This window comes from Arthrobacter globiformis (assembly GCF_030818015.1).
Lineage (GTDB): Bacteria > Actinomycetota > Actinomycetes > Actinomycetales > Micrococcaceae > Arthrobacter > Arthrobacter globiformis_C.
On sequence record NZ_JAUSZX010000001.1, the window covers coordinates 4331804 to 4351564 of the forward strand.

Annotated in this window: 15 protein-coding genes and 1 tRNA gene; 8 read left to right on the forward strand and 8 right to left on the reverse strand. The window is 66.5% G+C overall.

Annotation, left to right across the window (positions count from 1 at the left end):
- The first annotated feature begins 69 nt into the window (after positions 1–69).
- From QFZ23_RS20280 to QFZ23_RS20290, 3 genes are all read left to right on the forward strand, one after another.
- Positions 70–1887 carry an ABC transporter ATP-binding protein gene (locus tag QFZ23_RS20280; RefSeq protein WP_306925726.1) on the forward strand — a complete coding sequence of 606 codons (1818 nt, stop codon included), beginning with the start codon at positions 70–72 and terminating at the stop codon, positions 1885–1887.
- On the forward strand, positions 1884–3758 hold the full coding sequence (locus QFZ23_RS20285; protein ID WP_306925728.1) for an ABC transporter ATP-binding protein: 1875 nt from the start codon (positions 1884–1886) through the stop codon (positions 3756–3758). The genes QFZ23_RS20280 and QFZ23_RS20285 overlap by 4 nt, the downstream gene beginning before the upstream one ends.
- A gap of 82 nt (positions 3759–3840) precedes the next feature.
- Positions 3841–3917: transfer RNA gene (locus QFZ23_RS20290), tRNA-Pro, on the forward strand.
- A gap of 44 nt (positions 3918–3961) precedes the next feature.
- Here the strand turns inward: QFZ23_RS20290 and QFZ23_RS20295 are convergent.
- Together QFZ23_RS20295 and QFZ23_RS20300 are read right to left on the reverse strand one after the other, a co-directional pair.
- Complete coding sequence (locus QFZ23_RS20295) at positions 3962–4315, reverse strand: hypothetical protein (protein WP_306925729.1); 354 nt, start codon at positions 4313–4315, stop codon at positions 3962–3964.
- A gap of 100 nt (positions 4316–4415) precedes the next feature.
- Positions 4416–4649, reverse strand: a complete 234-nt coding sequence (locus QFZ23_RS20300) for a hypothetical protein (RefSeq protein ID WP_306925732.1) — start codon at positions 4647–4649, stop codon at positions 4416–4418.
- A gap of 133 nt (positions 4650–4782) precedes the next feature.
- Between QFZ23_RS20300 and QFZ23_RS20305 the strand changes: the two genes are divergently transcribed.
- Positions 4783–6045 carry a helix-turn-helix domain-containing protein gene (locus tag QFZ23_RS20305; RefSeq protein WP_306925734.1) on the forward strand — a complete coding sequence of 421 codons (1263 nt, stop codon included), beginning with the start codon at positions 4783–4785 and terminating at the stop codon, positions 6043–6045.
- A gap of 70 nt (positions 6046–6115) precedes the next feature.
- Here the strand turns inward: QFZ23_RS20305 and QFZ23_RS20310 are convergent, their stop codons facing one another.
- A complete protein-coding gene (locus QFZ23_RS20310) occupies positions 6116–7054 on the reverse strand; it encodes a phosphoribosylaminoimidazolesuccinocarboxamide synthase (RefSeq protein WP_306925735.1) in 939 nt (312 codons plus the stop codon).
- 2 nt (positions 7055–7056) lie between these two features.
- Positions 7057–8388 (reverse strand): phosphoribosylamine--glycine ligase, encoded by a 1332-nt coding sequence (gene purD, locus QFZ23_RS20315; RefSeq protein ID WP_306926953.1) that lies wholly within the window; start codon positions 8386–8388, stop codon positions 7057–7059.
- Positions 8389–8510: 122 nt separating this feature from the next.
- On the opposite strand from purD, the gene QFZ23_RS20320 reads away from it, so the two are divergent.
- From QFZ23_RS20320 to QFZ23_RS20330, 3 genes are all read left to right on the forward strand, one after another.
- Positions 8511–10088 carry a molybdopterin-dependent oxidoreductase gene (locus QFZ23_RS20320; RefSeq protein WP_306925737.1) on the forward strand — a complete coding sequence of 526 codons (1578 nt, stop codon included), beginning with the start codon at positions 8511–8513 and terminating at the stop codon, positions 10086–10088.
- A 93-nt stretch (positions 10089–10181) separates the two neighbouring features.
- Positions 10182–11198, forward strand: coding sequence for an asparaginase (locus QFZ23_RS20325; RefSeq protein WP_306925739.1), 1017 nt, complete (start codon positions 10182–10184; stop codon positions 11196–11198).
- 29 nt (positions 11199–11227) lie between these two features.
- Positions 11228–11629 carry a sterol carrier family protein gene (locus tag QFZ23_RS20330; RefSeq protein WP_306925741.1) on the forward strand — a complete coding sequence of 134 codons (402 nt, stop codon included), beginning with the start codon at positions 11228–11230 and terminating at the stop codon, positions 11627–11629.
- A gap of 78 nt (positions 11630–11707) precedes the next feature.
- Here the strand turns inward: QFZ23_RS20330 and QFZ23_RS20335 are convergent, their stop codons facing one another.
- The 4 genes from QFZ23_RS20335 to QFZ23_RS20350 all read right to left on the reverse strand — a co-directional run bounded on the left by QFZ23_RS20335 (position 11708) and on the right by QFZ23_RS20350 (position 16617).
- Complete coding sequence (locus QFZ23_RS20335) at positions 11708–13186, reverse strand: cation:dicarboxylate symporter family transporter (RefSeq protein WP_306925742.1); 1479 nt, start codon at positions 13184–13186, stop codon at positions 11708–11710.
- Between the two features lie 278 nt (positions 13187–13464).
- Positions 13465–14226 carry an SDR family oxidoreductase gene (locus QFZ23_RS20340; protein WP_306925743.1) on the reverse strand — a complete coding sequence of 254 codons (762 nt, stop codon included), beginning with the start codon at positions 14224–14226 and terminating at the stop codon, positions 13465–13467.
- 45 nt (positions 14227–14271) lie between these two features.
- Complete coding sequence (locus tag QFZ23_RS20345; RefSeq protein ID WP_306925745.1) at positions 14272–15015, reverse strand: aspartate/glutamate racemase family protein; 744 nt, start codon at positions 15013–15015, stop codon at positions 14272–14274.
- 33 nt (positions 15016–15048) lie between these two features.
- Positions 15049–16617 (reverse strand): NCS1 family nucleobase:cation symporter-1, encoded by a 1569-nt coding sequence (locus QFZ23_RS20350; RefSeq protein WP_306925747.1) that lies wholly within the window; start codon positions 16615–16617, stop codon positions 15049–15051.
- 328 nt (positions 16618–16945) lie between these two features.
- On the opposite strand from QFZ23_RS20350, the gene aceE reads away from it, so the two are divergent.
- Positions 16946–19720: a pyruvate dehydrogenase (acetyl-transferring), homodimeric type gene (aceE, locus tag QFZ23_RS20355; RefSeq protein WP_306925749.1), complete on the forward strand. Its 2775-nt coding sequence runs from the start codon at positions 16946–16948 to the stop codon at positions 19718–19720.
- The last annotated feature ends 41 nt before the right edge of the window (positions 19721–19761 follow it).

Consider the following 19761-nt stretch of genomic DNA (forward strand, 5'->3'; position numbering starts at 1 on the left):
GCTACGGGAAACTACATCGCACCTGATTTCACACAGTTGATTTCACACAGTTGAGTTCAAGAAGCGGGCATGGCCAAGCAGATTTCATTTTTTCGATCCGTCAGCCGTCTCTATCCGCATGTGAAGCCGGTCCTGCCGCGGCTCATTATGGGCCTGCTGTCCGCACTCCTGGCCAGTGTGGTTGCCCTGACCATCCCGCAGGTACTGCGCGTGCTCATCAACGATTCCCTCCGGCCCGGGGCCACAGCCGGAGCCGTGTGGGGCTCGGCCGGCCTTATCCTGGCCCTGGGCGTCGCCGAAGCCGTACTGGTTGCCCTGCGCCGCACCTTCGTGATCAACCCGGCAACCACGGTGGAGACCCGGATGAGGGTCTCGCTTTACGGCCACCTGCAGGACCTCCCCGTCGCCTTCCATGACCGCTGGGGCTCGGGCCAGCTGCTCTCCCGCGCCATGACGGACCTCAACTTCATCCGGCGCTGGATGGCATTCGGGGCCATCATGCTCGTGGTGACCACCCTGACCGTGGTGATCGGCGTCGTCGTCATGTTCACCATGAGCTGGCAGCTGGCCCTGATCTTCCTGGCCGCCGCAGGACCCGTGATGGTCTACGGCTTCCGTTTCCGTACCCGTTTCAGCAAGGTCGCCCGGCGGAGCCAGGACCAGGCCGGCGACCTCGCCACGACGGTCGAAGAATCCGTCCACGGCATCCGCGTGCTCAAGGCCTTCGGCCGCAGCCGCGAAGCGCTGGAAACCTTCAACGGCCAGGCCGAGGAACTGCGCCAAACGGAGATCGCGAAGGCCCGGCACCAGGCCGTCTTCAGCATGGTGGTGACGCTCCTGCCCGAGCTGGCGTTGGGCGCTGGCCTGGTAACGGGCATTCTGCTCGCAGCCAGCGGCCAGCTCAGCATCGGCTCCCTCGTGGCCTTTTTCGCCACCGCCGCCGTTATCGCGGCGCCCGTGGAGTTCTCGGGCATGCTGCTGGCCATGGCGCTGACGGCGAAAACGGCGCTGGACCGGCATTTCGAGGTCATGGATTCCCAAAACACCATCACCAGCGCGGCCGAACCCCGCCGCCCGGCCGACGTCAAGGGCGCGCTGAGCTTCAACAACGTGACCTTTGCCTTCGACGACGCCCCGGACAAACCGGTCCTGAAGGACGTCCGGCTGGACATCTGTCCGGGCGAGACCATGGCTCTGGTGGGCATCACCGGCAGCGGCAAGAGTGCCCTGCTGCAGCTTGTACCCCGGCTCTTCGATGTCACTTCGGGTTCCATCACGCTCGACGGTTTGGACCTGCGGGAGTTCAGCGTAGAGGAGCTCCGCACCCTCGTGGCTGTGGCCTTCGAGGACACCACCCTGTTCTCCAGCTCGGTGCGCGACAATGTGCTGCTGGGCGTCCAGGCAGAGGACACCGTCACCCGGGAGGAAATCCTCACGGAGGCCTTGGACACGGCGCAGGCGCACTTCGCCTATTCGCTGCCCGAGGGGCTGGACACCCTCATCGGCGAGGAGGGCCTCAGCCTGTCCGGCGGCCAGCGCCAGCGCCTCGCCCTGGCTCGGGCCATTGCAGCCCGGCCCTCTGTGCTGGTCCTTGACGATCCCCTCTCCGCACTGGACGTGAACACCGAGGAGCTCGTAGAAAACCGGCTGCGGGAGGTGCTGGCCGGCACCACCACGCTCATCGTCGCCCACCGGCCGTCCACGGTGGCGCTGGCCGACAGGGTGGCGCTGCTGGAGGACGGCCGCATCGCCGCCGTCGGAACCCATACCGAACTGCTGGCCGGGAACAGCCACTACCGTTACGTGATCGCGAGCCTGGAGACGGAGCCCCGTGACCTGGACTCCGAACTGTCGGCCCTCGACGACGCGGAGGAGGTCAGCCGATGAGCGCCACATCCTTCGGGACTGCCAACGAGGACAACGCCCACCTAAGCAAGAGCGACAGCAAGGCAGTACGACGCCGGTCCCTCGCCTTGCTGGGGTCGCTGATCCGTCCCGTGCGGCTGCGGTTCTGGCTCACTATTGCAACAGTGGTCCTGTCGCAGGCGGCCCGGGTGGCCGGCCCGGCGCTCATCGCGTTCGGCATCGACCACGCGCTGCCCGCCCTCCGAGCAGGCAACAGCCTCCCCCTGGTGCTGGCCGGCGTCGCCTATCTCGTCACAGCACTGGCGGCGGCCGGGCTGACGGCCCTGTACGTGACCTCGACGGCAAAACTCAGCCAGGCCATGCTGCTGGACCTGCGGCTGCGGGTGTTCCGCCATACCCAGCGGCTCAGCCTGGAGTTCCACGAGAAGTACACCTCGGGACGGATCATTGCCCGGCAGACCTCGGACCTCGAGGCACTGCGCGAACTGTTGGACTCGGGCGTCAGCTCGCTCGCCTCGGGTGCGCTGTTCATGGTGTTCACCGCCGTCACCGTCTTCGCCCTCGACTGGCGCAGCGGGCTGGTGGTGCTGGCGGCGGCCGTCCCCATGTTCTTCCTGGCCCGCTGGTACCAGAAGCATTCGCAGATCGCGTTCCGCCAGTCCCGGGTGGTCTCGGCCCGGCTCATCGTGCATTTCATCGAGACCATGACCGGCATCCGAGCGGTCAAGGCCTTCCGCAAGGAGCGCGAAAACGCCGCACGCTACGGCGAACTCGCGGAGGACTACCGCCAGGCGACAGTCCGCTCCATCAACCTGAACGGCATCTTCCAGCCCGGCCTGGTGCTGATCGGCAACGTCTGTGTGGCCGCCGTGCTGCTGTTCGGCGGCTTCCGGGTACTGACCGGTGACCTGGCCGTGGGCGTGCTGCTGGCACTGATGCTCTCCACGAAGCGCTTCTTCCAGCCCGTGGACCAGATGGCCATGTTCTACAACTCGTTCCAAAGCGCGCAGGCCGCGCTGGAGAAGGTCTCCGGCCTGCTCGAGGAGGTGCCCACGGTGCGCCCGCCGCGGAACGCTGTGGAACTCCGTGACGCCCGCGGCGCCGTCGAATTCCGGGACGTCGAGTTCCGCTACGGCAGCGGGCCGCTCATCATCCCCGCGCTGAACCTCAGCATTCCCGCAGGCCAGACCGTGGCGCTGGTGGGCCAGACCGGAGCGGGCAAGTCCACGCTGGCCAAGCTGATTGCCCGCTTCTATGACGTGTCCGCCGGTTCGGTGATGCTCGACGGCGTGGACGTCAGGCAGCTGGCCACCGCGGACCTGCGGCGGAACATCGTGATGGTCACCCAGGAGGCGTTCCTGTTCAGCGGCTCGGTGGCGGACAACATCGCCCTGGGCCGGCCGGGCGCACCGCGGGAAGAGATCGAGGCGGCTGCGAAGGCCGTGGGCGCGCACGAGTTCATCATGGAGCTCCCCGAGGGGTACGACACCGACGTCAACAAGCGCGGCGGCCGCGTCTCCGCCGGGCAGCGCCAGCTGATCAGCTTCGCGCGGGCGTTCCTTGCCCGGCCGGCGGTGCTGATCCTGGACGAGGCCACGTCCTCCCTCGACATCCCCTCCGAGCGGCTCGTGCAGAGCGGGCTCGCGGGGCTGCTGCGCGGAATGGACGGCACGGGACCGGCAGGTGAGAGCCCGTCCGCCGACGGGACGTCCCGCGGAACCGCCCGCACGGCGCTGATCATCGCGCACCGGCTGTCCACGGTGGAAACTGCGGACAGGGTACTCGTGGTCCACGACGGACAGGTGGTGGAGGATGGCACGCCCGGCGAGCTGATCAGTGGCAACGGCCGTTTCGCCCGGCTGCACAGCGCCTGGAAGGACTCGCTGGTCTGAGCCGGGGCGCCTTCCGGGCCTCGATTTCGCATGTTGCCCGGGTATCGGATATTCTTGTTTAGTTGCTTTCGCAGCAACGGATCGGGATGTAGCGCAGCTTGGTAGCGCGCTTCGTTCGGGACGAAGAGGTCGCAGGTTCAAATCCTGTCATCCCGACCAAAAGGAAGAGGGTCTCCCCCAAGGGAGGCCCTCTTTCTGTTTCTTCAGGTACCGCCCAGGCTCTGGTGGTTAATGTTCTGGGTCGCTTGCCCGTCGCCCAGCAGCGGGACCCTGGGCCGGCGCGATCCGTCGTCCGGCAGGTAGTCGCCCCGGCTCCCATAGCTTTGGACCTGGTTCAGGTAGCGGTGACGCAGACGGAGTCCGACGGCGAAAAGCACCACTGACTCCAGCAGCGCTGCAATGCCGATCATCCCCCAGACGAAAGTCCCGCCGTCGGCCGTCCCCCTGAACACCTCAACTGTTGCGGCACCGGCAGCGGCTGCCACGATCAGTGACGTGCCGGCGATGGTCCAGAGGAAAAAGGCCCGCTGCAGGCCGTCGGAAACTCTCCGTGTCATGGTCCCCACTCCTTGGTTACGGCTGCTGTTTCTGGGAAGAAAAACGGCCCCGGAACATGATGTGCGCATGTTCCGGGGCCGTTTTCCTCATGGAAGCTGTTTACATGGGATCAGGCCAGTTGCCAATGGTGGTCTTTGACACCATGGGATCGGGCCAATTGCCGATAGTGGTCTTGTTCACGTCCTTGACGCGCATCGGATCCGGCCAGTTGCCAATGGCAACCGAGGTGCCCGCGTTGTCTGCGATCGAGCCTGCAGACAGGACGGCGGGAGCCGCAGCAGAAAATGCGAGGGCCCCCGCCAAAACGGCGGCGGCTGCTATCTTCTTCAACATGTGAGAGTTCCTCAATACGAGTCGGATTCGTTACCAAGTCAGCACAGTCCTTGTTGACATACATTGTAAAATGTTTTCCACAGAGGGTGTCAAGCATTCTGTACAAAGGCTGTCCGGAATAGGAGGAACCCCAGTGGGTAACGGATTCGGGGAGAAGCTCCGCGCTGAGCGGCTGGAGCGCGGACTGACCCAGGCCGAACTGGGCAAAGATTTGTACTCCCCCAGCTATATTTCCTTGCTGGAGACGGGCCGGCGGGAACCCACAGCCGACGTCATCGAAGAGCTCGCCCGCAGGCTCGAGCTCGCGCCCAAGGCGCTGGAAGCGTGGAGCCAGCCCATCTCGGTCAGCGACGCCGAATACGTGCTGGCCGGACTCTACGCCCGTCAGGCCTGGGACCTGCGCGACTATGCCCTCGCGGCCGAGCACGCGGCCAACGCGGCCCGGATCGCCCTTGACGGCAAGAACACCAGCGCCTGGTGGAACATGACCTACATGCAGGCCGAATGCCTCATGAAGCAGGGCCAGCTCAAGGAATGCCAGAAGATTATGGAGCACCTGTCCGAGCACCCCATGGCCACCGAATCGGCCGGCCTCGGGGTCCGGGCGCGCCAGATGCTCGCCGCCCTGTGCCACGGACAGGGACAGCTGAGCACCGCCGTCGAACACGCCGAGAAGGCCGTGGAGCTGTGCGCACAGCTGCCCAAGGGCTCAACGCTGATCATCGGCGCGCTCCGTGCGCTGATCGGTGCCCTGGCCGAGAGCGGCCGGCTGGACGAGGCCTGGAAGTACTGCCAGGACATGAATGAGCAGATGGATGAGCATTCCATGTCCCAGCTCGCGGGCGAGGTGGCCTGGGTTATCGGGAACGTCGCGTTCATGCGGCACGACTACCCGGAAGGCATCAAGCACCACGAGCGGGCCGCCAAGCTGCTCTCCCCCGCCAACGACATCGAGCTCTGGGCCCGCTTCAACAAGGCGTCGGCCGCCGTCCGCCTCTCCTCCGGAATCGTGGAGCCGGAGACTCTGTCCGCCATTGAACGCGCTGAACTCGCGCTGTCCATTGTCGGCGGCAACAAGACGGACCAGCTGGAGGTGGCGTTCATTCGCGCCCGCTGGCTCTATCTCACCGGCGATATCGTGGCCGCCGTGCAGAAGCTCCGCGATATCCACTCCGAACGCGCCGACCTTGCCAGGCACACGGCCGGCGAAGTCTCGCTACTGCTCGGCAAGTCACTGAAGGCCGCGGGCGAAGCTGATGAAGCACTGGTGCACTTGGAGGAGGCGCAGAAGGAATTCAGCGCCGCCGGTGCGCAGGACCGCGTCCAGCAGGCCCTCGATGCCATGCTGGAGATCCGGCTCGCCCAGCGCCGCGCCGCCGCGGCCGAGGCCAGCTAGCAACTGCCAAATTACATGTCAGGCGCCCCCGGGAACTCTTTCCCGGGGGCGCCTGACATGTGCTGAAAAACTAGCTGAAGGTGCGGCCGGTCAGCTTCTCGTAGGCCTCCACATAGCGGGCGCGGGTGCGCTCCACGATGTCCGCGGGCAGGGCCGGCGGCGGCGTGTCGGAGGCCTTGTCCCAGCCGGATTCGTCGGAAGTCAGCCAGTCCCGGACGAACTGCTTGTCGTAGGAGGGCTGCGCCTTGCCGGGCTCGTAGGTGGCGGCGTCCCAGAACCGGGACGAATCCGGTGTGAGGACCTCGTCGCCCAGCGTGATGGCACCGTTCACGACGTCGTAGCCGAACTCCACCTTGGTGTCGGCCAGAATGATGCCGCGTTCACGGGCGATCTCCTCGGCCTTGGTGTAGATGCCCAGGGTCAGCTCGCTCAGGCGCGCGGCAATGTCGTCGCCCACGATGGACACGACGGCGTCGTAGGTGATGTTTTCGTCGTGCTCGCCCACCTCGGCTTTGGCCGACGGGGTGAAGATGGCGTGCTCCAGGCGGGAGCCGTCCACCAGGCCTTCCGGCAGCGGAATCTCGCAAACGGTGCCGGACTGGCGGTACTCCACGAGACCGGAGCCGGTGAGGTAGCCGCGGGCGATGCACTCCACCGGGAACATTTCCAGCTTCTTGCAGATCATGGCACGGCCCTCGACCGCGGCGGGCACGCCGTCCTCCACGGTGGATGCCAAGACGTGGTGCTCAACGCCCAGCTGGTCGAACCACCAGAGGCTCAGCTGGGTCAGGATCCGTCCTTTGTCCGGGATCTCGCTGCTGAGCACGTGGTCGTAGGCGCTGATGCGGTCGCTCGCCACCACCAGCACGCATTCCTGCCCGAACTGCTCGTTGATGGAGTCGTTGGCCGGGACGTAGAGGTCGCGGACCTTGCCCGAGTAGACGTGCTTCCAGCCGGGCAGCTCGGTGTGCGGGGTGTCCAGGCCGCGGGGACCTTCCTGTTCAACCACTGTCACGCCTTCTCTTCGGAAGCGGAGCCGGCCTGGGCAGCCGACGGGGCCGCGACGGCGGCCGGCACCTTGATCTCACCGCGTGCGGCCTTGCCTGCGATGTCCGTACGGAACTGGGCGCCTTCCAGCTGAACCAGCTCCACGCCGTCGTACGCCCTTTCCCGGGCCTCCACGAGGTCGGATCCGAGCGCCACCACGGCCAGCACGCGCCCGCCGGCGGAGACCACTTTGCCCTCATCGTCGAGCTTGGTTCCGGCGTGGATCACGTGGACGCCGTCCAGCTCGTCCACCTTCTTGAGGCCGCGGATGCGGTCACCGGTGCGAGGGGTGTCCGGGTAGTTCTCCGAGGCGACGACGACGGCGACTGCCGCGTCCTTGGACCAGCGCAGCTCTTCTGCCTGGTCCAGTTCGCCTTTGGCGGCTGACAGGAGCAGGGAACCGAGGGGCGTCTTGAGCCGTGCGAGCACAGCCTGGGTTTCGGGGTCGCCGAAGCGGACGTTGAATTCGATGACGCGCGTGCCGCGCTTGGTCAGCGCCAGGCCCACGAACAGCACGCCGACGAACGGGGTGCCGCGGCGAGCCATCTCGTTCACGGTGGGCTGGGCGATGCGGTCGATGACCTCCTGGACGAGGCCCTCAGGAGCCCAGTCGAGCGGGGTGTAGGCGCCCATGCCGCCGGTGTTGGGGCCCTCGTCGTTGTCGTAGATGCGCTTGAAGTCCTGCGCCGGGGACAGGGCCACGGTGTTGCGGCCGTCGCACAGGACGAACACGGAGACCTCGGGGCCGTCCAGGAACTCCTCGATGACGACGGTTCCTCCGGCATCGAAACAGCTCTGGGCGTGGGCCAGGGCATCGTTCCGGTCGTTGGTGACCACCACGCCCTTGCCTGCGGCCAGGCCGTCATCCTTGACGACGTAGGGTGCGCCGAAGGTGTCCAGCGCCGCGGCTGCCTCGTCCGCGTTGGCAGCCACCAGCGCCATGGCGGTGGGAACGCCGGCCTCGGCCATGACCTGCTTCGCGAAAGCTTTGGAGGCCTCGAGCTGGGCAGCCGCCTTGCTCGGGCCGAATACCGGGATGCCGGCGGCGCGCACGGCGTCGGAAACACCGGCGGCGAGGGGCGCCTCGGGACCAACGACCACCAGGTCGACGTCGAGCCGGGTGGCGAGCGCCGCCACTGCGTCCGGATCGTTCCCGTTGATCGCGTGCGTGGGGACGAGCTTGCTGATGCCGGCGTTGCCCGGAGCTGCGTGGACTTCGGAAACGTTGGGGTCGGCAAGGAGGGAGCGGACAATGGCGTGTTCGCGGCCGCCGGGGCCGATGACGAGTACCTTCACAGTCTCCAAGGGTACTTTGTGCACCGTGCTGGATCCTAAGCTGTGACCGGGCCTCAGTTGTGACAGGGCCCGAGTTGTGACCGGCGGACAATCCGTGCAGCCGGCAGCTACGAACCACGGTCATGAAGAAGCTCATGGGATGGTTCAGGGGACCAGCCGCACTGGCGGCCCTCGCCGGGGTGGCCGCCGCCGCCGTCGTTCTTTCCGTTGCCGAACTGTTGGGGGCGTTCTTTACGGCCCGCGCCACTCCCCTCATTGCCCTGGGCTCGACGTTCATCGACTTCACGCCGCCGTGGCTGAAGGACTTCGCGATTGCGACGTTCGGCACCAATGACAAGGCAGCCCTCTTCGCCGGCATGGGCCTGACGATTTTCGTGCTGGCGTGCGTGCTCGGCGTGGTGGCGTACCGGAGATGGGCGCTGGGGGCTGCCGGAGTGCTGTTCATGGGCGCGGTGATTGTGGCCAGCGTGGTGACCCGCGCGGGCGTCAGGCCTCTGGACGCCCTGCCCTCGCTGGTGGGAGCCGCGGCCGGGCTGGCCGTACTGCGGCTGCTGGTGTCACGGCTGTGGCGGCTGCGGGCCTTTCCGGATTCTCCGGCGGATGTCGCGGCCAAGCCCCCGGAGCGGCCGGCCACGTCCCGGCGGGCCTTCTTCGCGGCCACCGGCATCACGGCCGCCGCCGCGGGCATCGCCGCCACCGGCGGCCGGCTGCTCAGCGCCGCGCGCAGCAACGTGGCGCAGGCCAGGGGGTCCCTCCGGCTGCCAGCTCCCGCCCGGCCCGCAGCCGCCGTGCCCGCCGGAGTGGCGTCGGCCACGCCCGGCGTGACGCCGTGGCTGACGCCCAGCAATGACTTCTACCGGATTGACACTGCCCTCAGCGTTCCGGAGATTAAGGCTGAGGAGTGGGAACTGCGCGTGCACGGGCTCGTGGAGGAAGAGGTCCGCGTCACCTTCCAGGACCTGCTCGACGCCGACCTGATCGAGTCCCATGTGACCCTTACCTGTGTCTCGAATCCGGTGGGCGGCAACCTCGCCGGCAACGCCAAGTGGCTGGGACTGCCCATCCGCGAGGTGCTCAAGCGGGCCAGGCCCACCGCCGGCGCGGACATGGTCCTCTCCACCTCGATCGACGGATTCAGCGCCTCCACGCCGCTGGAGGTCCTGCAGGACGGGCGCGACGCCATGCTCGCCATCGGTATGAACGGCGAACCGCTGCCGCTGGAACACGGCTACCCCGTCCGCATGGTGGTTCCAGGACTGTACGGGTTTGTGTCCGCCACGAAGTGGGTGGTGGATCTGGAGGTGACCCGCTTCGCCGACAGCAAGGCCTACTGGACCCAGCGCGGCTGGTCAGAGCGCGGTCCCATCAAGACGATGGCCCGGGTGGAGGTGCCCAGATCCTTCGCGGTGGTCCCGGCCGGGCGGGTGGCCATCGGCGGTACAGCGTGGGCGCAGACCCGGGGAATCACCAAGGTCGAGGTGCAGATCGACGGTGGCGACTGGGCTGGGGCCGTGCTCTCCGACGAGGCTTCCGTGGACACGTGGCGCCAATGGTCCTTCGACTGGGATGCCAAGCCGGGCGCGCACTACGTCAAGGTGCGCGCCACGGACGGGACCGGCGAACTGCAGACGGAGAAGCGCGCCGATCCCGTGCCTGACGGTGCTTCCGGCTGGCAGTCCGTCATGGTCACGGTTGAGTAGCCGGTTCAGCGGCGCAATGGCTGCGCGTTGTATCCGGCCAGCCGCCCCGGACGGCTCCCGGGGAATGCCCCTGCCGCACCATAGACTGGGGCCATGGCCCTAAATTCGCACGCCACGTTCACTGTGGATTCCGCCGTCGAACTCGCCGTGGTTGAACGAAGCGGATTCGTGGAGTCCCGCCATATCGGGGCGGCCGTGGTGCTCGCCGCTGACGGCCACGTGGTCACCCAGCTTGGCGACATCTCCACCCCCATACTGGCCCGGTCCACGCTCAAGCCCCTGCAGGCGCTGGCGGCGATGCAGTCCGGCGTTCCCCTGCGCGGCGCCCAGGTGGCCCTCGCCTGCGCCAGCCACACGGGATCGCTCGACCACATGGACGTCGTCGAGGGCATGCTCAAGGCTGCGGGCGTCAAGGAGGACCAGCTGCAGTGCCCCGCCGCGTGGCCGCAGGACGAGACGGCACGGACCTGGCTGACGCAGTCTGAGCGGGGAAAATCCCGGCTGGCCTTCAACTGTTCGGGGAAGCATGCGGCTTTCCTGTGGGCCTGCACCGAAAACGGCTGGGACACGCACAGCTACCTGGAACCCAACCACCCGCTGCAGCAGCGCATCCGCACCGTGATCGAGGAGTATTCCGGCGAACAGATCGCGCACCTGGGCATCGACGGCTGCGGCGCACCCGTTGCGGCCATCTCGCTGACCGGCCTGGCCCGCGCCTACTCCCTGCTCGCCAAGGCCCCCTCCGACAAATCCGCCAACGCCCGCGCCGCCACCATCGCAACTTCCATGCTGGACTACCCGTGGGCGGTCCAGGGCAGAGGCGAGGCGAACACGATCGTCATGGAGGAGCTGGACGTCATCGCCAAGATCGGCGCTGAGGGCCTCCTGGTCATGGCCACGTCCCAGGGAGTTTCCGTGGCCCTCAAGGTGCTCGACGGCAACCTGCGGGCCACCTCCCTGGTGGGGCTGACCCTGCTGGCAGCCTGCGGAGCCGTCGACATCCCGGGTGTGTCCAGCGTGCTCGAGAAGGTGGTGGAGCCGGTCCTCGGCGGCGGCCGTCCCGTGGGCAAGATCCGCCTGGGCCACGCCGTCTCGGCACTGCTGGACTAACGTACTTTTAGCTTTTCAAGGAGGCACCGGTGGCAGTTGCGCGCCGCAGAATCGACCCGGCCGACGGTCAAGCGGCACTGAACGAATGGGCGGCAGGTGCCGTCCCGCCGTCGGACGCTGCTCCGGCCGCACCCGGCGCGCCGGCGGTTCCCCGTTCGGTGATTGCGACGGCGGTCCGTTACTCCCTCGAGGAGGTCACCGCCCGGGCGCCGGGGAATTCGGTGGAGGTGCGGGTGCCGCCGTTCGGCGTCACCCAGTGTGTGGAGGGTCCGCGGCACACACGTGGCACTCCCCCGAACGTCATTGAGTGCGACGCCGCCACCTGGCTGGCGATGGTGACCGGCCGGCTGAGCTGGGCCGACGCCGTCGGAGCTGGACGCGTGGCCGCGTCGGGCCTGCGGGCGGACCTGTCGGCCCTGCTCCCGCTGTAGGCGCCCCAACGCAGCAGGATCCCGCCCAGGTCTCTGAACTGCTGAGCCCGGGCGGGATCCTGCCTCTGTTCTGTGGCGCTATTCGTGGTTGATGGCGGCGGACGGCCTGCTCATCTGGAACTCGGGCATTTCACCCGGGTTCGGGCCGCCGCGGAACTTGGGCGATGCCTGCCCGCCCCCGCTGATCCGCTCCAGTTCCTGCTCCTGGAAGTCCTCCTCCACACCCAGCATGACGGCGGAATCGTGGTTGGTGATCTCGCCGCGGAACGCCCGGACCATGACGCTGCGGTCGAACTGGCCCTCCCACTTGGAGACCACGAAGGTCGCCACGCAGTTGCCCAGCAGGTTGACTACCACGCGCATGGAGTCCATGAGCCGGTCGGCCCCGAGGAGCAGGGCGACGCCAGCCACCGGGAAGATTCCTAGCGCGGCCGCGGTGGCGGACAGCGCCAGGAAGGACGAGCCGGGAACGCCGGCCATGCCCTTTGAAGTCAGCAGCAGGACGCCGAGGGCCGCGAGCTGCTGGCCGAGGTCCAGGTGGTGGCCGAAGGCCTGGGCGAGGAACAGCAGGGAGATGGACAGGTAAATCGCCGCCCCGTCCAGGTTGAACGAGTAGCCCGTGGGGACCACCAGGCCGGTGGTTGCCCGGGAGCATCCGGCGTTTGTCAGCTTGGTCATGATGCGCGGCATCACGGCCTCCGTGGACGCGGTGCCGAGGGCCAGCAGGAATTCCTCGCGGGTGTACTTGAGGAACTGCCACAGCGGAACCCGGGCGAAGCTCCAGGCCACCAGGAACAGGAGGCCGATGAACACCACCGCGGCTCCGTAGCAGGCGGCGATCAGCATCGCGTAAGTGCCGAGGGTGTCCAGCCCGTATTGGCCGATGATGAAGGCCATCGCGCCGAAGGCACCGATCGGCGCAACCTTCATGATCCAGGACATGATCTTGAAGACGAGCTCGAGGACGGTCTCCATGAGGCTGACGACCGGCAGGCAACGCTCGCGGCCGATGACGACGATGGCGGCGCCGAAGAACACGGAGAAGAAGAGGACCTGCAGCAGGCTGTTATTGGCGAAGGCCCCGATGACGCTGGTGGGGATGACGTCCAGGATGAAGGCCGCTGCGTCCTTCGGCACGGCGTGGCCGGTCTTGGCGTCGAGGGCCTCCCGGGAGAGGGTGCTCGGATCGATGTTCAGGCCCGCTCCGGGCTGGACGACGTTGCCGACAATCAGGCCGAAGACCAGGGCGAAAAGTGTGGCCGCTGTGAAGTAGAGAAGAGCCTTGACTCCTACCCTTCCGACCGCCTTGACGTCGCCGACGGCCGATATTCCCGTGACGATCACGAGGAAGATCAGCGGCGCGATGATCATTTTGATGAGCTGGATGAAGCCGTCACCGAGCGGCCTCAGTTGAGCGCCTAGGTCCGGCCAGAAATGCCCTATGAGAACACCTGCCACGACGGCGATCAGAATTTGGAAGAAGAGCGACCTATAGAGCGGCTTCTTCTTCGACGGCGCCGAACTCGCCTTCAGCGCCGAGGAATCTGGGATCTTCATTGATCTGTACCTATCAATTGGGAACTGCCCCGGATCGGGGTCTGTTTCCAACGTAACCCCGGTCACACAATTCCGCAAGAGGAAATTCAGTTTTCACGATGCGGAACTAAATTGGGCGGTCACAATCGAGTTTTTGTCCGCCACCACAGGTCGTGGATGGGCAGGACGGAGGGTCGTCGATGGGCAGGAAGGAGCCAAGGTCCACCCACGCCCTGGCCACGGAGGGGCGTGCAAGTCGCGATAATGTGGACAAAATCTCGGAAGGAAGCGAGAAGGGGTCAGCCGCGGCCTATGAAGGGCATCCCCGCGGCCGTAATGACTACCGAGCCCACGCTGGCCGACGGCGGCATCCCAGCCATCATCAGCACTGCCCGGGCAGCGTCCTCCACCGGGAACATCGGTTCCACCCTGCGGCTTCCGTCGGCCTGGAGCGCCCCCGAACCAACCCCGATGGTGTCCATGATTTCCGTGGCGGTGTTGCCGATGTCGATCTGCCCGCAGGTGATCCCGAACTCCCGGCCGTCGAGCTCGATGCTTTTGGTCAGCCCCGTCATGGCGTGCTTGGTGACGGCGTAGGCAACGGTCCGCGGCCGGGGTGAGTGCGCCGAGATGGAGCCGTTGTTGATGATCCGCCCGCCCTGCGGCGACTGCGCCTTCATCGCCCGGACGGCCGCCCCGGCACACAGCACCGAGCCGGTCAGGTTCACGGCCACGGTGGCCTCCCAATCCGCCAGGCTGATCTCATCCACCGACGCCGCCGGGCCGAAGATGCCGGCGTTGTTGAACAGGACGTCCACCCGGCCCCAGCGCCTGAGGACGGCGGCGAAAAGGCGTTCGACGTCGTCGGGCACGGTGACATCGCACGGCACCGCAAGCGCGTCCGGATGCCCGTCCGCTGTTTCCAGGAGCTGCTGCTCGCGCCGGCCCGCCAGGGCCACCCGGTAACCGTCCGCCAGCATTTGCCGGGCAACTGCCCGTCCAATGCCGGAACCGGCACCGGTCACGACGGCGACCCGTCCCGTAGTCGGTGGAACGGTCATGCTGCTTCTCCTGGAGTTGGCGGAACCTGTGCGGTTGCTGGAACGTTAGACGGTGGCGGGAACGTCATTCGCCGCCAGCGGCCAGCCTATGACGGTCTTGGGCCGCGGCGTGGCGTACGTCCGCACCTTGGACGTGGAGAGCTGCATCCGGACCAGGGACTCCGCGATGGTCACGGCGGCCGCAACGCCGTCGACGACGGGAACTCCGGCGCGCTGCCGGATCTGTTCATCCAGGCCCGCCATGCCGCCGCAGCCCAGCACGATCACCTCGGCGTGGTCCTCCCGGACCGCGAGCAACGCCTCGCTGATGATGGCCTCGACCGCCCGCTCCGGTTCCGCCTCCAGTTCCAGCACGGCCATCCCGCTGGCCCGCACCGAAGCACAGCGCGCATCGAGGCCGGCCAGCTTCAGCCTGTCCTCGATGAGCGGCACAGCGCGGTCCAGGGTGGTCACCACGGAGTATTTGTGGCCCAGGAACATGGCCGTGCTGGCCGCCGCCTCGGTGATGTCGACGACGGGCACGTCCAGCAACTCCTGCAGCCCCTCCCGGCCGTGCTCGCCGTAGCCGGCCTGGATGACGGCGTCGAAGGGTTCGGGGTAGTGGACCACCCGGTCCATCACGGCGATCGCGGCCAGGTAGCTCTCAAAGTTGCCTTCGCAGGAGTCGGCCCCGAAGCGCGGCGTGATCCCGACAATCTCGGTGCCGGGCGCCGCGATGCCGCGTGCCTGGGCGGCGATGGAGTCGGTCATGGACTGTGTGGTGTTGACGTTCGCAACGAGTATGCGCATGGTTCCTCCTGGGTGGGTGGCGTTGGGTGGCTCTTAGTGGGTGCTGGCGACGGCGATGGCCTCGCCGTCGACGTCCTCAAAGCGCTGCCTGCGGTCGGCGATCACGTAGTAGCTGACTGCACCGACGCCAGCGCCGAAGAACCAGGCAAACGGTGCGGCGGCCTCGAGGGCAGGGAGGAAGGCGACGAGAATGGCCAGGACGGCTGCCGGCACCAGCGCGATAATGGCCCGCGGGTTGACGCCCCGCTTGTAGAAGTAGGCTCCGGACGGGTTCTCGGTGTAGAGCTCGGGGACGTTGACCTTTCCGCGGCGGAGCAGCCAGTAGTCGGCCATGACCACGCCGAACAGGGGTCCGAGCAGTGCGCCCAGCCCGCCCAGGAAGTAGACGATCACGAGGGGGTTGTTGTAGAGGTTCCACGGCAGGATGACCAGGCCGATGGTGCCGCTCACCCAGGCTGCCCGGCGGAAGTTGAGCCGCTTGGGGAAGAGGTTGGTGAGGGCATACACGGGGGCAACGAAGTTGGCCATGAGGTTGACCGCGATGGTCAGGATGAGGATCGCGAGGCAGGCCAGCACCAGGAACAGGGTGTTGGGGATGCTCTGGACGATGTCCGACGGCGTTTCGATGATGGTGCCGTTGATCTTGTACTGTCCGCCGGCGAGGACCACCACGATGGCGCCGAAGAGGAGCATGTTGATCGGGATGCCCCAGAAGTTGCCGCGCACGATGGACTTCTTGGACACGGCAGAGCGGGTGAAGTCGCAGAAGTTCAGGACGAACGTTCCGTAGATGGAGACCCAGAGGGCGCCCCCGGCGAAAATGGTCCGCCACATCTCGCCGCCCTCGAGGCCCCGGATGCCGGTCCACTGGATGGAGCCGTGCGCCTCGGTGAAGACCCAGACAGCAAGCAGTACCATCGTCAGCAGGATGACCGGACCGGCGAAGGCCTCGTACTTGCGGATCATCTCCATGCCGAAGCTGACGATCACCAGCTGGACAATCCACAGCCCCACGAAGGAGATCCAACCCAGCGTGGAGAGGCCGAGGATGGAGTTGGCGTCCAGGTCATGAAGGGACGGAACCATGGCCACCAGCATGACGCGGAGCACCACCGAGGCGAGGAACGTCTGGATGCCGAACCACGCGACCGCAACCGCGCCGCGCAGCAGGCTGGCGAGCTGAGCACCGCGGATGCCGAAACTGATGCGGCTCATGACGGGAAACGGAACGCCCGTTTTCTGGCCCATGAAACCGGAGAAGCTGAGCAGGACGAAGAGGAGGGCCGCCCCGATGGCCAGCGCCGTCAGGATCTGCCAGCCCCCGAGGCCAAGGGAAAAGAGTCCGACGGCGAACGCGTAATTCCCGAGGCTGTGCACGTCGTTCGCCCAGAGGGTGAAGATGCTGTACCCCGTCCAGCGGCGCCCTTGCCGCTTGGTCGGTGCGAGGTCGGCGTTGTAGAGGCTGGGGCTGATGTCGCGGCCGGCTGCGGCGCTGGCCGCGTCGCACAGGGCGTCGGTGGCCGCGGTCTGGTGAACGGGCTGGCCCGGCGGCGCTGTCGGAGCGGGAGCCGGTTCGACGCCGACTGGTGGAGTCGTGTGCATCTGGATCTCCAGTTTCTGGGATTTTCGCGGTGGTGAGCCCTCGATCGGACGATCACTCGTCGGACGATCACTGCTGTTATTCCACATCGCGAAATAAACTTGTTGAATAGTGAAATAAGCGTATGACCCACATCACCCCCAGTCAAGATGTGCACCCTCTGAGCGTGGTCACAATCCGCGGGGCGGGCCGCTCGCAGGGCTGGAGTGCACTATCCCGCATGGTCCCGTTTGACGGTCATCCTGCACGGCGGATAATCTCGAACAGCAAGAATGTTTTCTCACAATACGAAAACATGAGCCCAACATTCAAAGATGAAACGAGGCTGCCGTGGCTGCAGGAGAAGATACCTCCCATATCCTCAGCGGGTTGACTAACCAGCTGCCTGATCGTGATCCGGAAGAGACCGCGGAGTGGGTTGAGTCCCTGGATGCGCTGATCAGGGAACAGGGCACGGAGCGTGCCCAATACATCATGCGCAGTCTCCTGCAGCGTGCCGGCGCGCAGAGCGTCGGGGTTCCGATGGTGACCACCACGGATTACGTGAACACGATCCCGGTGGACCAGGAAGCGCAGTTCCCGGGTAACGAGGAGTTCGAGCGCCGGTACCGGGCGTACATGCGCTGGAACGCCGCGGTCATGGTGCACCGGGCGCAGCGGCCCGAGATCGGGGTGGGCGGGCACATCTCCACCTACGCCGGCGCGGCGACCCTGTACGAGGTCGGGTTCAACCACTTCTTCCGCGGCAAGGACCACCCCGGCGGCGGGGACCAGGTGTTCTTCCAGGGCCACGCGTCCCCGGGCATGTACGCCCGCGCGTTCATGGAAGGCCGGCTCTCGGAGGAGGACCTGGACGGGTTCCGGCAGGAAAAGTCCAAGGAAGGCCACGCGCTGTCCTCCTACCCGCACCCGCGCCTGATGCCGCACTTCTGGGAATTCCCGACCGTGTCGATGGGCATCGGCCCGATGAACGCGATCTACCAGGCCCAGTCCAACCGGTACCTGCACAACCGGGGCCTGAAAGACACCGCCGACCAGCAGGTCTGGGCGTTCCTGGGCGACGGGGAAATGGACGAGCCCGAGTCCCGCGGCCTGCTCCAGCTCGCCGCGAACGAGAACCTGGACAACCTGAACTTCGTGATCAACTGCAACCTCCAGCGCCTGGACGGGCCGGTGCGCGGCAACGGCAAGATCATGCAGGAACTCGAGGCGTTCTTCCGCGGCGCGGGCTGGAACGTGATCAAGGTCGTTTGGGGCCGGGAATGGGATGACCTGCTCACCCGCGATACTGACGGGTCGCTGGTGAAGATCATGAACGAAACCCCGGACGGGGACTACCAGACCTACAAGGCCGAATCCGGCGGGTTCGTCCGCGAACACTTCTTCGGGAAAACCCCGCAGACCAAGGACCTCGTCGCTGACCTCTCCGATGACGAGATCTGGAACCTCAAGCGCGGCGGGCACGACTACCGCAAGGTCTACGCCGCGTACAAGGCAGCGACCGAATTCAAGGGCAAACCCACCGTGATCCTGGCCAAAACGGTCAAGGGCTACGGCCTGGGCCCGCACTTCGAAGGCCGCAACGCCACCCACCAGATGAAAAAACTCACCCTCGACGACCTCAAGGAATTCAGGGATTACCTGAGAATTCCTATTTCCGACGCCCGGCTCGAAGAGGATCCGTACCGGCCTCCGTATTTCCACCCCGGTCCGGACGCTCCTGAGATTGCCTACCTCCTTGAACGCCGCGCGGCACTCGGTGGCTACACGCCCGAGCGCCGTCCCAACCATGCAGCCGTTGAACTGCCGGACCCCAAAACGTTCGACGTCGCCAAGCGCGGATCAGGCAAGCAGCAGGCCGCCACCACCATGTCGTTCGTCCGTCTGCTCAAGGACCTGCTCCGCGACAAGAAGTTCGGGCACCGGATTGTGCCGATCGTGCCGGACGAGTCGCGGACCTTCGGCATGGACGCGTTCTTCCCGACCGCGAAGATCTACAACCCGGGCGGCCAGAACTACCTGTCCGTGGACCGGGACCTGGTCCTGGCCTACAAGGAATCCGCCCAGGGCCAGCTGATCCACCCCGGCATCAACGAAGCCGGCGCCGTCGCAGCCTTCACCGCCGCCGGCACCGCCTACGCCACCCACGGCGTGCCCCTGGTCCCGGTCTACGTGTTCTACTCCATGTTCGGCTTCCAGCGCACCGGCGACGCCTTCTGGGCCGCCGCCGACCAGATGACCCGCGGCTTCATCATCGGCGCCACCGCAGGACGGACCACCCTCACCGGCGAAGGCCTCCAGCACGCCGACGGACACTCCCCGCTGCTGGCCTCCACCAACCCCGCCGTGGTCACCTACGACCCCGCCTACGGCTACGAAATGGGCCACATCGTCCGCGACGGCCTCGAACGCATGTACGGGGTCGCCGCAAGCGGCGAAAACGGAACCGGAACCGGAACTGCATCCGATAAAAACGTGATGTACTACCTCACGGTCTACAACGAGCCCATCACCCAGCCCGCCGAACCGGAGAACCTCGACGTCGAAGGCGTCCTCAAGGGCATCTACAAGCTCGCCGCCTCCAGCACCGAAGGCCCCAAGAGCCAGATCCTCGCCTCCGGCGTCTCCGTCCCCTGGGCCCTCGAAGCCCAGCGGATCCTCGCCGAAGACTGGGGCGTCTCCGCCGACGTCTGGTCCGTCACGTCCTGGAACGAACTGCGCCGCGACGGCCTCGCCGCCGAGGAAGAAGCCTTCCTCAACCCCGGCCAGGCCGCCCGCGAACCCTTCGTCACCAAGCAGCTCGCCGGTGCACAGGGACCCGTCATCGCGGTCTCGGACTACATGAAAGCCGTCCCGGACCAGATCCGGCAGTTCATCCCAAACGAGTTCGCCACCCTCGGCGCCGACGGCTTCGGCTTCTCCGACACCCGCGCCGCCGCCCGCCGCTACTTCAAAAACGACACCCACTCCATCGTCGTCAAAACCCTCCAGCTGCTCGCGGCGAGGGGCGAGGTGCAGGAGGACGCGCCGTCGTACGCCATGGACCGCTACAAACTCCTGGACGTCACGGCGGGAACAACGGGAGGAGCCGGCGGCGACTCCTAAGAATTAAAAAACCGACGGCGGCCCTCACCTGGTGGTGGGGG

Excerpts from the sequence above, each read along its gene's own strand:
- QFZ23_RS20280 (WP_306925726.1), top strand. The coding sequence starts at position 70 with ATGGCCAAGCAGATTTCATTTTTTCGATCCGTCAGCCGTCTCTATCCG.
- QFZ23_RS20285 (WP_306925728.1), top strand. The coding sequence starts at position 1,884 with ATGAGCGCCACATCCTTCGGGACTGCCAACGAGGACAACGCCCACCTA.
- QFZ23_RS20295 (WP_306925729.1), bottom strand. The coding sequence starts at position 4,315 with ATGACACGGAGAGTTTCCGACGGCCTGCAGCGGGCCTTTTTCCTCTGG.
- QFZ23_RS20300 (WP_306925732.1), bottom strand. The coding sequence starts at position 4,649 with ATGTTGAAGAAGATAGCAGCCGCCGCCGTTTTGGCGGGGGCCCTCGCA.
- QFZ23_RS20320 (WP_306925737.1), top strand. The coding sequence starts at position 8,511 with ATGAAGAAGCTCATGGGATGGTTCAGGGGACCAGCCGCACTGGCGGCC.
- QFZ23_RS20325 (WP_306925739.1), top strand. The coding sequence starts at position 10,182 with ATGGCCCTAAATTCGCACGCCACGTTCACTGTGGATTCCGCCGTCGAA.
- QFZ23_RS20335 (WP_306925742.1), bottom strand. The coding sequence starts at position 13,186 with ATGAAGATCCCAGATTCCTCGGCGCTGAAGGCGAGTTCGGCGCCGTCG.
- QFZ23_RS20340 (WP_306925743.1), bottom strand. The coding sequence starts at position 14,226 with ATGACCGTTCCACCGACTACGGGACGGGTCGCCGTCGTGACCGGTGCC.
- QFZ23_RS20345 (WP_306925745.1), bottom strand. The coding sequence starts at position 15,015 with ATGCGCATACTCGTTGCGAACGTCAACACCACACAGTCCATGACCGAC.
- QFZ23_RS20350 (WP_306925747.1), bottom strand. The coding sequence starts at position 16,617 with ATGCACACGACTCCACCAGTCGGCGTCGAACCGGCTCCCGCTCCGACA.